This is a genomic window from Primorskyibacter aestuariivivens (assembly GCF_028023675.1).
GTDB lineage: Bacteria > Pseudomonadota > Alphaproteobacteria > Rhodobacterales > Rhodobacteraceae > Marinovum > Marinovum aestuariivivens.
The window spans coordinates 97,663-109,830 of the sequence record NZ_JAQIOZ010000018.1; the positions used below are offsets into that span (position 1 = coordinate 97,663).

13 protein-coding genes are annotated in these 12,168 nt (G+C 61.3%); 5 read left to right on the plus strand and 8 right to left on the minus strand.

Features of this window, described 5'->3' with window-relative positions:
* Positions 1-5: 5 nt before the first annotated feature.
* The 3 genes from PGB28_RS17050 to ccmE are packed head-to-tail and all read left to right on the plus strand — an operon-like array spanning position 6 to position 2,352.
* Positions 6-818, plus strand: coding sequence for a glutamate racemase (locus PGB28_RS17050; protein WP_271422732.1), 813 nt, complete (start codon positions 6-8; stop codon positions 816-818).
* A gap of 51 nt (positions 819-869) precedes the next feature.
* On the plus strand, positions 870-1,895 hold the full coding sequence (gene argC, locus PGB28_RS17055; protein ID WP_271422733.1) for an N-acetyl-gamma-glutamyl-phosphate reductase: 1,026 nt from the start codon (positions 870-872) through the stop codon (positions 1,893-1,895).
* 13 nt (positions 1,896-1,908) lie between these two features.
* Positions 1,909-2,352 carry a cytochrome c maturation protein CcmE gene (ccmE, locus tag PGB28_RS17060; protein WP_271422734.1) on the plus strand — a complete coding sequence of 148 codons (444 nt, stop codon included), beginning with the start codon at positions 1,909-1,911 and terminating at the stop codon, positions 2,350-2,352.
* Positions 2,353-2,382: 30 nt separating this feature from the next.
* On the opposite strand, the gene PGB28_RS17065 is transcribed toward ccmE, so the two are convergent.
* The 3 genes from PGB28_RS17065 to PGB28_RS17075 form a co-directional block, all read right to left on the minus strand.
* Positions 2,383-2,595, minus strand: coding sequence for a hypothetical protein (locus PGB28_RS17065; protein WP_271422735.1), 213 nt, complete (start codon positions 2,593-2,595; stop codon positions 2,383-2,385).
* A complete protein-coding gene (locus PGB28_RS17070; protein WP_271422736.1) occupies positions 2,592-3,749 on the minus strand; it encodes an aromatic ring-hydroxylating oxygenase subunit alpha in 1,158 nt (385 codons plus the stop codon). Before PGB28_RS17070 ends, PGB28_RS17065 begins: the two co-directional genes overlap by 4 nt.
* A 115-nt stretch (positions 3,750-3,864) precedes the next feature.
* Positions 3,865-4,692 (minus strand): helix-turn-helix domain-containing protein, encoded by an 828-nt coding sequence (locus PGB28_RS17075; protein WP_271422737.1) that lies wholly within the window; start codon positions 4,690-4,692, stop codon positions 3,865-3,867.
* A gap of 236 nt (positions 4,693-4,928) precedes the next feature.
* On the opposite strand from PGB28_RS17075, the gene PGB28_RS17080 reads away from it, so the two are divergent.
* Positions 4,929-5,291, plus strand: coding sequence for a hypothetical protein (locus PGB28_RS17080; RefSeq protein WP_271422738.1), 363 nt, complete (start codon positions 4,929-4,931; stop codon positions 5,289-5,291).
* A 198-nt stretch (positions 5,292-5,489) separates the two neighbouring features.
* Here PGB28_RS17080 and ilvN read toward each other — a convergent pair whose 3' ends face one another.
* The gene (gene ilvN / locus PGB28_RS17085; RefSeq protein WP_271422739.1) at positions 5,490-6,050 is read right to left on the minus strand and encodes an acetolactate synthase small subunit; all 561 of its coding nucleotides are present in this window, start codon (positions 6,048-6,050) and stop codon (positions 5,490-5,492) included.
* A gap of 85 nt (positions 6,051-6,135) precedes the next feature.
* On the minus strand, positions 6,136-7,890 hold the full coding sequence (locus PGB28_RS17090) for an acetolactate synthase 3 large subunit (RefSeq protein ID WP_271422740.1): 1,755 nt from the start codon (positions 7,888-7,890) through the stop codon (positions 6,136-6,138).
* A 527-nt stretch (positions 7,891-8,417) separates the two neighbouring features.
* Between PGB28_RS17090 and amrB the strand changes: the two genes are divergently transcribed.
* Positions 8,418-9,827 carry an AmmeMemoRadiSam system protein B gene (amrB, locus tag PGB28_RS17095; RefSeq protein WP_271422741.1) on the plus strand — a complete coding sequence of 470 codons (1,410 nt, stop codon included), beginning with the start codon at positions 8,418-8,420 and terminating at the stop codon, positions 9,825-9,827.
* 9 nt (positions 9,828-9,836) lie between these two features.
* Here the strand turns inward: amrB and PGB28_RS17100 are convergent, their stop codons facing one another.
* The 3 genes from PGB28_RS17100 to PGB28_RS17110 form a co-directional block, all read right to left on the minus strand.
* Positions 9,837-10,475, minus strand: a complete 639-nt coding sequence (locus PGB28_RS17100) for a response regulator transcription factor (RefSeq protein WP_271422742.1) — start codon at positions 10,473-10,475, stop codon at positions 9,837-9,839.
* Complete coding sequence (locus PGB28_RS17105; protein WP_271422743.1) at positions 10,472-11,902, minus strand: cache domain-containing protein; 1,431 nt, start codon at positions 11,900-11,902, stop codon at positions 10,472-10,474. The genes PGB28_RS17100 and PGB28_RS17105 overlap by 4 nt, the downstream gene beginning before the upstream one ends.
* Before the next feature lie 33 nt (positions 11,903-11,935).
* On the minus strand, positions 11,936-12,168 hold a 233-nt coding region (locus tag PGB28_RS17110; RefSeq protein ID WP_271422744.1), incomplete at its 5' end, for an IS3 family transposase.

Below are 12,168 nucleotides of genomic sequence, written 5' to 3' on the forward strand. Positions count from 1 at the left end.
AGCCTATGGCAGTTGGAATTTTCGATAGTGGGCTGGGCGGGCTCACGGTGCTGGACGCGGTGGCAAAACGGCTGCCGGATATGCCCTTGGCCTATTACGCCGACTCGGCCCATGCGCCTTATGGGGTGCGCGATGCCGATGATATCTATGATCTCACCACCAAGGGCGTGTCGCGGCTTTGGGAGGCTGGCTGTGATCTGGTGATCCTAGCCTGTAACACCGCGTCTGCGGCGGCGCTGCGGCGGATGCAGGAAAGCTGGATTCCGCGTGAAAAGCGGGTGCTGGGCGTGTTCGTGCCGCTGATCGAGGCGCTCACGGAACGGCAATGGGGGGACAACTCTCCGCCGCGCGAAGTGGCGGTAAAGCATGTGGCGCTGTTTGCAACGCCCGCCACCGTGTCCTCCCGCGCGTTTCAGCGCGAACTGGCGTTCCGCGCCATCGGTGTGGATGTCGAGGCGCAGGCCTGTGGCGGCGTTGTGGATGCCATTGAAGACGGCGACCTGATCCTTGCCGAGGCGTTGGTGCGGTCCCATGTGGACGCGCTCAAGCGCAAGATGCCCAACCCCGAGGCCGCGATCCTTGGCTGCACGCATTATCCGCTCATGCAGGACGTGTTTCAGGATGCGCTGGGGGCGGAGGTCGAGGTCTATTCGCAGGCCAATCTGGTCGCCGAAAGCCTGGCCGATTACCTGACGCGCCATCCCAACATGTATGGCAGCGGCACGGAGTCGATGTTCCTGACCACCGGCGACCCGGCCAAGGTGTCCAACGGGGCGACGCAGTTTCTCCGACGACGGATCGAGTTTGTGAAAGCCTGATCGACGTTGAAATTCCGGGCCCTGTGCGCCCGACCCCTGAAAGGGAAGACCATGAAGAAAATCGCAATCCTTGGTGCGTCCGGCTACACCGGCGCGGAACTTGTCCGGCTGATCGCCACCCATCCAGAGATGCAGATCGTGGCGCTGGCCGCGGAACGCAAGGCGGGCATGGAGATGGCCGATGTGTTCCCGCATCTGCGCCATCTGGACCTGCCGAAACTGGTGACCATTGGCGAGATTGATTTCGCAAATGTGGACCTGTGTTTCTGTGCCCTTCCGCACAAGACCAGCCAGGAAGTGATCCGCGACCTGCCGAAAGATCTGAAGATCGTCGACCTCAGCGCCGATTTCCGGCTGCGCGACCCGGCGGAATACGAGAAATGGTATGGCAACGCCCATGCCGCCGTCGAGATGCAGGGCGAGGCGGTCTATGGCCTTACCGAGTTCTACCGTGATGAGATTGCCAGCGCGCGGCTCGTGGCGGGCACGGGCTGCAACGCGGCCACCGGGCAGTTTGCGCTGCGGCCGTTGATTGCGGCGGGGGTGATCGGGCTGGATGACATTATCCTCGACCTGAAATGCGCGGTGTCCGGGGCAGGGCGGTCGCTCAAGGAAAACCTGCTGCATGCGGAGCTTTCCGAGGGCTACAACGCCTATGCGGTGGGTGGCACACACCGGCATCTGGGCGAGTTCGATCAGGAGTTCTCGAAGATCGCGGGGCGTCAGGTCCGGGTGCAGTTCACCCCGCATCTGATCCCGGCGAACCGGGGCATCCTTGCCACTGTTTATGTGAGCGGAGATGCGGCGGAGATTCACAAGACCTTTGCCACGGCCTATGCCGATGAGCCGTTTATCGAGCTGCTGCCCATGGGCCAGACCCCCAGCACCCATAATGTGCGCGGATCGAACTTTGTGCATGTGGGCGTGACCGGGGACCGGATCGACGGGCGGGCGATTGTTATTGTCGCACTTGATAATTTGACCAAGGGCTCCTCTGGACAAGCGCTGCAGAATGCCAATCTTATGTTGGGGATCGAGGAAACCGCCGGCCTGATGCTGGCGCCGCTCTTCCCGTAAACAGGAGGCCGCGATGAAAAACCTCAAGAAACAGCGCCGCATTCAAGTGATTGCCGTGGCCGTGGTCGCGCTGGTGCTGTCTACTGCGCTGATCGGCTATGCGATGCGCGACGGCATCAATTTCTTCCGCTCGCCCACACAGGTGGTGACGGAGCCGCCCTCGGCCTCGGAAGTGTTCCGCATCGGCGGGCTGGTCGAGGAAGGCTCGCTCAGGCAGGGCGCGGATAACAAGGTCGAGTTCCGCGTGACCGATGGCAATGCCGTGGTGCCTGTACGCTATCAGGGCATCCTGCCCGACCTCTTTGCCGAGAATGAGGGCATGGTGGGCACCGGGACCTATGTGGATGGCGTGTTCGAGGCGACCGAGATCCTTGCCAAGCATGACGAGACCTATATGCCGCGCGAGGTGATCGACGCGCTGAAAGAGCAGGGCGTCTATCAGGAGCCGGGCAGCTAACCACCCGGCGTTGCGGTGCTGCGGGGCGGCTTAGCTTTCCCGCCCCATCGACACCAGCCGCGCATGCAGGGCGCGTGCGTGCGGTGCCCCTGCCTCAAGCGCATAGATATAGGCATGGGTCAGGTAAAAGCTGCGCGCCTCTTCGCGGTTGGCCACCTCTGCCGCTTCCTCATAGAGCGAGATCAGCGCCTGCCGATCGTCACGCGCATGGGCGTCCAGCAGGCGCGTGTCCAGCGCGCTCATTCCGCCGCCTTTGCGCTTGCGCGCCAGGTTTCGACCTTGCTTGCCACCCAGTCGTGGAAGATATGGGTCGGCCCGTCCATGGCCGGGCTGAACCGCCCGCCGTCAAAGCCGGTGGCATGACGACCGCGCTGCATGCCTTCGACGACAAAGATGTCTTCCTCGAACACGGTTTTCCAAAGCTGGGTGTTGCGCTGGCGCAGCCCGCTGTCGGTGTCGGGCCGGGCGTAATAGAGGTGGATGTTCTCGACCGTCTTTTCGGGGCCTTCGGGCACCAGAACGATGGCAAAGGCATGGTCACGATGCACGCCCAGCAGCACGTTGGGAAAGACCGAGATATATTCCGCGGCGGTGTCCCACTTGTTCGACAGCCCCTCGAAATCCGGGAAAGGTTCGCCGTTTTCATTGGTGACCTGGCGATAGACCAGCGTGCCCTGACCCGAGAACTGGCCCGGCTCTTCGATATTGTAATGGTCTTCCAGACGGGAATAGGAATTCAGACCCGGATGGACCCAGGGCAGGTGATAGCTTTCGCAGTAGTTTTCCACCGCCAGCTTCCAGTTGGTGTTCACTTCCAGCGAAAAGACGCTGTCGAACCCGCCGTGATAGAGCGGCTTTTCAAACTCGGCCCAGCGTTCCATGACCGGGCGCATCGCGTCTTCAAAGGCGGGGGCGTCGCCGGACACGTTGATCCAGACCACGTCGCGCCAGATATGGCTGCGCACTTCGATCAGGCCCAGTTCGTTGCGCTTGATGGCGTCATGTGTGTTCTGGCCGGGGCCGCCCACATGCGGGGTCGAGACGAGCCGCCCGTCGCTGCCATAGCACCACGAATGGTAGGGGCAGCGGATCGCGCCTTCGATCTTGCGGGCCTCTTCGACAAGGATCATGCCGCGGTGACGGCAGATATTCTGGAACACGCGGACCGTGTCATCCTTGCCGCGCAGAAGCAGCAGCGGCATGCCGAGAAAGGTGATCGGCTTGGCATCGCCGGCTTCCGGCACATCAGAGGCCACGGCAAGCCCCGCCCATTGCGAAAAGATCAGCGCGTTACGTTCCTCGGCAAAGACCTCGGGATCGGTGTAATGCGCATTGGGCAGGCCGTTGGCTTCGGCCAGAGGGCGGCGGACGGATGACAGATCGGTCACTTTGGTCATGGGAACACTCCTCGCACGGGTTCGCGGATGAGCTTTCCTGACACAATTTCACGCTGCGTGAAGGTTCGCGCGCGACCGCTCTTGTCTCAAGGCGACATGATGCGGCGCCCCGTCGTTACGCAAAGGGCTTGTCCGGGCGCAGCAATTCCTGATCGCTCTCGGACAGCTGGCTGTAGCTGCGGAAACCGGCATTCCGGGCCACGCGCAGGGCAGGGTTCATCCCCCGGCCCAGATGTTCCCAGACAATGCGCGTCATCCTGTGCGAGTTCTCGCTCTCATGGGTGATGCGCGCGGTGTAGCCGGTCCACAGGTTGTTCGACAGCGATGGCACCCGGTGGATAAAGGTGAAGGACCCGGTCGTGGCCCCGCGCCGCGCAACAATGGCAGCAACCCCGCGTTCCTGTTTGAAGAAAAAGCCGCCGAATTCCCGTTGACGGGGGCTTTCCGGCAGGCCGACGCGCGTCATGGCTTCGCGTGCCTCGTGGCCGCGGATAAAGGTGAAGTCCCCTTTGCGATAGACATAGACCAGCGCCTCGACGAATTTCTGCTGATCCATGAAGGAGCGGCGGATAAAGCGGAAAAAGCCAGTGGGCAGCAGATCCTCGGAAATCTCGGTGATCTGCGGGCCCAGAAATCCGGCCAGCTCCGGGTGCTGCATGACAAAGCCCGAGGTTGTCGCGATTTCGCTCACCGGTTCGAGAAGAATACGCGCATCCACGTCAAAGAAGCTGCAAATGCGATGCAGAACATCGGGGCGCGGAAAGCTCTCGCCGCTCAGGTAGCGGTTGAATTGGGTGCGGTTGATCCCGAGATCGCGGCACAGGGCCGAAATCGACTGAGCGTGAGCGTCGCGGCACAAATGTTTGAGATTCGCGCCAAACATGGCGCGCAGTTCGGCGGGGGATTTACTGGCCTTGCGACCGGCGTTTGCGGATTTTGACACAGTTTGCCACCTTGAGGTGTTAGGGTTCACATTCCAGTTCAATTCTCCGCTGACAACTCACGAAACCGGTCGGTCGGGACCAGATTTGATGCTAGTTAGCGACACAAGACGCGGATTAGGTACAGGTTTGCCCAAAGCTGGCACAAATTACAACCCTTGCTGCGCTCAGCAGCACATTCGCAAGATCGCAATTTGTGCCACATTAAAGCCGTTGGGACGCAATAAAGGTGAATACGATGTCACTTAGGCGCATGTGCGGCGTTGTACTCTGGAGCAACCCGGATGACCGGAAAGCGGTCGTTTGGTGCGAAGACCAGGGACACCTGGCCTATTATGTCGAACCGGATCACGATGGGATGAATGGCGTGTCACTCGACGCCGGCGATCTTATTGAATTCGAGCTTCGAGAGGAGCGGCAATTGCGCCGGGTCACCAACCCGACGCTGCTGTGTCAGGATGCGGCGCCCGAGATTGCCCGCCAGCTTGATCGCTGTGCAAACAGATCTGAGCAATCAGAGCAGGGTTCGACGGATAACGTTGTGCCTTTCCGCAAGAAAGAGGACTGGTACACGCCGATGGCCACTCACGTAACAGCCTAGCAGCCGCATCGCGCTCCGGGAGTCCTCACCCTCCCGAGGGACGCGACATCGGTTATGGGTGTGGGCCGCCCCCCTCGGCAACGAGGGGGGCGTTTTCATGCGTGGCACAGCTGGGAGAAGAGCTGCGCGCGGCCATGGCACGCAATTACAGGCCCCCGCGACAGGCCAGAACGTGCCGCGGCTGATCGCGAAGTCTGTTTATGCGCCGCGGCTGATCGCGGCGACGCCGGTACGCGCCACTTCGACAAGACCAAGAGGCCGCATCAGGTCGGCAAAGGCGTCCACCTTTTCCGGTGCGCCGGTGATCTGGAACACAAAGCTTTCCAATGTGCTGTCCACGACATTGGCGCGGAACACATCCGCCAGGCGCAGCGCCTCGACCCGTTCATCACCTTTGCCCGCGACCTTGATCAGCGCCAGCTCCCGCTCGACCGTGGCGCCCTCGACCGTCAGGTCATGCACTTCATGCACGGGAACAATGCGGCCCAGCTGCGCCTTGATCTGTTCGATCACCTGCGGCGTGCCGGTGGTGACGATAGTGATGCGGCTGAGATGGCCGGTATGGTCCACCTCGGCCACGGTCAGGCTGTCGATATTGTAGCCCCGACCGGAAAACAGCCCGATCACACGGGCCAGAACGCCAGGTTCGTTGTCGACGATCACGGCCAGCGTATGAGTTTCCTGCACATCGGAAAAATTCGGACGCAGGTTATAGGCGGAATGTTTGGAAGAGCCTTTTTTGATCTTTAGAGCAGACATGTTCTTTTCCTTGAATACGGTGCGCAGTGAATGCGCACCCTACGCGGGTTAGTAGGGTGCGCCGTCCCGGCGCACCGCAGGCTCATCACACCATCACCGCGCCCTTGGCGCCGATGGCATCCTTGGTCGAGGCTTCACCCAGCAGCATCTTGTTATGCGGCTCGCCCGACGGGATCATCGGGAAGCAGTTTTCGTGCTTTTCGACAAGGCAGTCAAAGATCACCGGCCCGTCATATTCGATCATCTCCATGATCGCGTCATCAAGGCTGTCAGGGTCCTTGCAGATGATGCCCTTGGCGCCAAACGCCTCGGCCAGCTTGACGAAATCGGGCAGCGCCTCGGACCAGCTATGCGAATAACGCTCGCCATGCAGCAATTCCTGCCACTGGCGCACCATGCCAAGGCGCTCGTTGTTCAGGATGAACTGTTTCACGGGCAGCATATATTGCACCGCGGTGCCCATTTCCTGCATGTTCATCAGCCAGGACGCTTCGCCCGCCACGTTGATGACCAGCGATTTGGGATGCGCGATCTGCACGCCGATGGAGGCCGGGAAACCATAGCCCATGGTGCCGAGGCCGCCGGAGGTCATCCAGCGGTTGGGGTCTTCAAAGCCCAGATACTGCGCCGCCCACATCTGGTGTTGACCCACCTCGGTACAGACATAGCGGTCCATGCCCTTGGTCAGCGCCTCAAGCCGCGACAGCGCATATTGCGGTTTGATGCCGGGGCCTTCCTGCTTGAACTTCAGGCAGTCCACCGCACGCCAATCCTGAATCTGCGCCCACCATTTCTGCAATCCCTCGCGGTTGACCTTGCGGCCGCGCGCTTTCCAGACCTTGAGCACATCTTCAAGAACATGCGCCACATCGCCGATGATCGGCATATCGACGCGGATCACCTTGTTGACAGAGGACGGGTCGATGTCGATATGCGCCTTGCGGCTGTTGGGGCTGAACGCGTCCAGCCGCCCGGTGATCCGGTCGTCGAACCGCGCGCCCACATTGATCATCAGGTCACAGCCATGCATCGCCAGGTTGGCCTCGTAGAGACCATGCATGCCCAGCATGCCGATCCAGTGCTTGCCCGAGGCCGGGTAGGCGCCGAGCCCCATCAGGGTCGAAGTGATCGGAATGCCGGTGGCTTCCACCAGTTCACGCAGAAGCTGGCTGGCTGCGGGGCCGGAATTGATCACGCCGCCACCCGTGTAGAAGACCGGGCGCGCAGCCGTTTCCAGCGCTTCGACCAGTTCGGTGATGGTGTCCATATCGCCTTTGACGCGGGGCTGGTAATGGCCCAGATCGGCCTTGGCCGGGGGGGTATACTGCGCGCTGGCAAACTGCACATCCTTGGGGATATCGATCAGCACCGGGCCGGGGCGGCCCTTGGTGGCGACATGGAACCCCTCATGGATGGTCGAGGACAGGTCTTTGGTGTCCTTTACCAGCCAGTTCATCTTGGTGCAGGGGCGGGTGATGCCCACGGTGTCGGCCTCCTGAAACGCGTCCGAGCCGATCATGAATGTCGGCACCTGGCCGGTCAGAACGACAAGCGGGATCGAATCCATCAGCGCATCGGTCAATCCCGTCACCGCGTTGGTCGCGCCGGGGCCGGATGTCACCAACACAACGCCCGGTTTGCCGGTGGCGCGCGCATAGCCTTCGGCCGCGTGCACCGCGCCCTGTTCGTGCCGCACAAGGATATGGCGGATTTCGTTTTGCTGGAACACCTCGTCATAAATCGGTAGCACCGCGCCGCCCGGATAGCCGAATACCGTATCCACGCCCTGATCCTTAAGGGCCTGGACTACCATTTTTGCTCCGGTCATCTGACGTGTCATCGCTTTGCTCCGTTCATGACGTCATCCTCTTCTTCTCTCACGCCGCATAAAAAAGCCCCCGGTTTTCCGAGGGCGCATGGGGTACCGTTATGGTGTCCGTTACCGGCCCATGCGCCATTTCCCTACAAGTACGATAAGATTGGTCATCGTGGCTTCCCAAGTTCAGCGTGGCGAGACACTAGGCGAGGCTTTCGGGAGCGTCAAGCAAAAGGGGCCGATTTTTATGCTCCGAAATGCAAGAAATCTTTGCATTAGTTGCGGGGTGTGGCGGTGCTGGCGACATTTTCGGTAAATGCGGGCGGGGATTCGCGGAAATCAGCGCGGTTTGAACCGGATTTGGCCCTGCATGGGCTGCCGTGTGCGCGTGACCCGTAAGCGGAGGCATTGAACAAAAGGCCGGGCGAATTCCGGAAACCGGTCCATTTGGGGCCGCAGAACAGCCGCATTTTGCGGTTACGCGTGTCTCAGTTTTGCAAGGGCAGGCGGGGGACCGCGTGCCCCTACATGTTCGAGTGAAAGGAAATGCCATGACGCAAATCCATCGTGTCCCGGTTGCCGCCGGTCGTTTTTATCCGGCAGAGGCGGATGCACTGTCCAAGGCTGTTCAGACCGCTTTTGCGCGCGCCGAGCGGGTGGCACCGCCATCCTTGGCCAAACCACGTACGATCATCGCGCCGCATGCGGGCTATGCCTATTCCGCCGATATTGCCGCGCTGGCCCATACCGAGACCGCGGGGCACAGTTATCGCCGGGTTGTCATCCTGTCACCGTCGCATAAACACGCCTTTGACGGCATGGCCGTGCCGTCACAGGACGGGTATGACATGCCGGGCTTTTCGGTGGCGCTGCACAAGGGCGCGCGCAAGGAATTGATCGGTGCAGGGCTGGTGACGGAACTGGACGCCGCGCATGAGGCCGAACACGGGATCGAAACGCAATTGCCGTTCCTGCATCACCTGCACCCCAAGGCGCGGCTGGTGCCGGTGGTAATCGGCGACTGCCCGGTGCCGCGTGTGGCGGAGCTGGTCGATCATCTGGCCGATGAGGCGACGCTGTTTGTGCTGTCCAGCGATCTGAGCCATTTCCATGATCTGAAAACCGGCGGCCTGCGCGATCTGGAAACCGCGTCACGCATCGAACGGGGTGATCTGGCCGCGATGCGCGCCAGCGATGCCTGTGGCATCCGCGCGATTGCCGGGTATCTTGCGTCCAAGTCCGGACGCGGGGCGCGGGCGCTGCGGCTGGGTCTGTATAATTCGAGCCATCATAGTGGCGATATCGACCGGGTTGTCGGATATGGCGCCTGGCGGTTCAGCGATCCGGCAGAACCCGTGCTGAGCGATGCCCATCGCCACGACCTGCTGCGGGCGGCGCGGCATGTGCTGCATCTGGCCTGTCATGGGCGGCCAAGCGCCACGCTGGACATGTCCAGCTTTTCCCCGCGCCTGCATACCGTGGCAGCCAGTTTCGTGACCTTGCAGCGCGACGGACGGTTGCGCGGTTGCATCGGCTCCATGGCGGCGCATCGGCCCTTGGTGCAGGATGTGGTGGACAATGCGCTCAGGGCCGGATTCCGCGATGAACGTTTTCAGCCGATCACCGCAAAGGAGTTACCACATCTGGATATCAAAATCTCGGTACTGTCACGCCCGGCAGAGCTGAGCTTTTCCAGCGATGCCAGCGCGCGCCGCGCCTTTGACAAGGGCGCACATGGTCTGATCCTGACGGATGGGAAGCATCGCGGCGTGCTCTTGCCACAGGTCTGGGACCAGATCGGGACCAAGACAGATTTCCTGAAGGCGTTGAAACGCAAGGCGGGCCTGCCGGAGGATTACTGGAGTGCCAGTCTGCGGCTGTTCGCCTTTACCAGCGAAAGTTTTGACGATGCCGACCGGCCCAGAACGCGGGTCATGCGGGCCGAGGCGGCAACCGCCTGAACCAAAGGCTCAGAACGCCACGCCGGTGCCCTGCAACACGCCATGCTCCATGGCGTAGCGGGTCAGCCCGGCGGTCGAGGAAATGCCAAGCTTGCGCTTGATGTTCTTGCGGTGGGTTTCCACCGTGCGTACCGAGATATCCAGCGCAAGCGCCACTTCCTTGTTGGATTTGCCCTGCGCCAGTTGCAAAAGGATCGTCTGTTCGCGGTTGGTCAGTTGCTCGCGCCCCGGTGAGGGTTCCAGCGACCCCTTGGCCCCGACGCAGAGATAGCGTTCGCCGGTCATGACCACGTCAATGGCGTGTTTGATCTCATCGGTGGGCACATCCTTGAGCACATAGCCCATCGCGCCATGGCCCAGCGCGGTGGAAATATATTCCGGGCTGTCATGCATGGACAGGATAAGAATGCGGGTCTGCGGGCGACGTTCGAGGATCATCTCGGTCGCGGTCAACCCGCCCACATTGGGCATGTTGAGATCAAGCAGGATCACATCGGGGTTCAATTCGCCCACCTGATCGACGATCTCGCGGCCATTGGAGAGCGTGGCGAGCACTTCGATATCATCGAAACTGTCGAGCAACGCTTCGATACCTTCGGCAACCATCGGATGGTCGTCCACAATCACAACGCGCGTTTTTCTGGTCATGCGCTTGCCTTTCCTTGGGCGGATGTACTGTCTGTGTCGGCGGTCTCGGGCGGCAGCATGCGCGACAGGGGCACAACCACTTCTATCACGGTGCCGGTTCCGCGCGAAGAGAGCACGCGCAAGGTTCCGTCAAGCTGTTCGACCCGCTCCGCCATATTGCGCAGGCCAAGCCCGCCCGCGCCGTCATCGGGGGCAAAACCGCAGCCATTGTCCGAGATGCGCAGCGTCGCGCCCTGTTTGTGGCCGCGCGCCTCCACATCGATCCGGGTCGCGCCGGAATGCCGTTCGATATTGGTCAGCGCCTCCTGCGCGATGCGGTAAAGCGCGGTCTTGGCATGGGCGTCCAGCCGGTTGCGGAACGGCACGGTTTCGAAATGGGTTTCGATGCCGGTCCGCTGGCCGAATTCCTCGACCAATGTGCGCAGCGCGGGGCCAAGGCCAAGATCGTCCAGCACACCTGGGCGCAGGTCGCGGCTGATGCGGCGCACCTCCTGAATGGCGCCGGACAGGTGCTCGATCCCCTTGTCCAGCGTCTCGGAGGCACGGGCATCGCCTTTGTCCATGCGGCGTTTGGTGATGTCGAGCGCGTAGCGGATGCCAACGAGGATCTGGCTGATGCCGTCATGCAGTTCGCGCGCGATGCGGCCGCGCTCATCCTCCTGCGCGTCGAGCACCCGCTGGGTCAGCGCCTTGAGCTTGGCATCGGCCAGCCGTCTTTCGCGGATATTGAGAACAAGCCCAGACAGATAGACCGCCAGAAGCGCCACGCCGGTGATGATGCCGATATAGACAAATGTCTCGCGGATGCGGGCCTCCACATCGGCGCGCGCAGAGGCCACGGTCTCCAGAACATCGTCGATGAACACACCGGTGCCCACCACCCAGCGCCAGTCCTGAAGCCCGATGGAATAGGTGACCATGCGCGCGGTTTCACGGGTCGAGGGTTTGGGCCAGTCAAAGCTGTGATAGCCACCCCCGGTGCGGGCGATGCGGATCAGCTCATCTGTGATCGGGGTGCCGTTGAGATCTTCGAGACCCGACCAGTTCTTGTTGATCAGATAGGTCTGGCGCGGCGCGACAAGGTTGTTGCCGTCATAGTCGAACACATAGAAATAGCCGTCCTGACCATAAAGCATGGATGCCAGGATGCGGGTCACGGCAAGCTTGGCCGCTTCATCATCGGGGGCGGCGCGACCGTAGATGTTGATGAAGGCCGTGCGCGCGATGGAGATGTAGTTTTTCAGCTCTTCACGCTTGGCGCTGATCAGTTGCGCCTCAAGTGCCGCAATCTCCCGGTCGGCCAGTTGCCGCGACTGCGCCGTGACCAAAAGCGCAATCGCCGCCGCCGCCAGAACCAGCGGAACGGTTGCAACAAAGAACAGCTTTTGCCCATAGGACAGCCGGAACAGGGGCCAGAGACGACGCATGGATGATTCGATACGCGGAATTTCCCGGCTTGCCTAGGTGTTCAGTCCCGGCATTTGGTGGATCGGATTTAGGATGAAACGATCTGGCTCTGAAGTCCAGATCTTGCAGATGTATTCGTAAGGCGTCAGCCCGCTGAGGGTCTTGAGCCTGCGGGCGAAGTTGTAGGCTGCCATGAAGTCGGCAAGGTGTGTTCTCAACTGGTCGTGGTTTTCGTAGTGGAAGCGTTTGACGGTCGCCTCCTTGATGGTGCGGTTCATTCGTTCGA

Bases quoted from the DNA above. Each gene is read 5' to 3' on its own strand.
- PGB28_RS17050 (WP_271422732.1), top strand. From the start codon at position 6: ATGGCAGTTGGAATTTTCGATAGTGGGCTGGGCGGGCTCACGGTGCTG.
- argC (WP_271422733.1), top strand. From the start codon at position 870: ATGAAGAAAATCGCAATCCTTGGTGCGTCCGGCTACACCGGCGCGGAA.
- ccmE (WP_271422734.1), top strand. From the start codon at position 1,909: ATGAAAAACCTCAAGAAACAGCGCCGCATTCAAGTGATTGCCGTGGCC.
- PGB28_RS17065 (WP_271422735.1), bottom strand. From the start codon at position 2,595: ATGAGCGCGCTGGACACGCGCCTGCTGGACGCCCATGCGCGTGACGAT.
- PGB28_RS17070 (WP_271422736.1), bottom strand. From the start codon at position 3,749: ATGACCAAAGTGACCGATCTGTCATCCGTCCGCCGCCCTCTGGCCGAA.
- PGB28_RS17080 (WP_271422738.1), top strand. From the start codon at position 4,929: ATGTCACTTAGGCGCATGTGCGGCGTTGTACTCTGGAGCAACCCGGAT.
- ilvN (WP_271422739.1), bottom strand. From the start codon at position 6,050: ATGTCTGCTCTAAAGATCAAAAAAGGCTCTTCCAAACATTCCGCCTAT.
- PGB28_RS17090 (WP_271422740.1), bottom strand. From the start codon at position 7,890: ATGACACGTCAGATGACCGGAGCAAAAATGGTAGTCCAGGCCCTTAAG.
- amrB (WP_271422741.1), top strand. From the start codon at position 8,418: ATGACGCAAATCCATCGTGTCCCGGTTGCCGCCGGTCGTTTTTATCCG.
- PGB28_RS17100 (WP_271422742.1), bottom strand. From the start codon at position 10,475: ATGACCAGAAAAACGCGCGTTGTGATTGTGGACGACCATCCGATGGTT.
- PGB28_RS17105 (WP_271422743.1), bottom strand. From the start codon at position 11,902: ATGCGTCGTCTCTGGCCCCTGTTCCGGCTGTCCTATGGGCAAAAGCTG.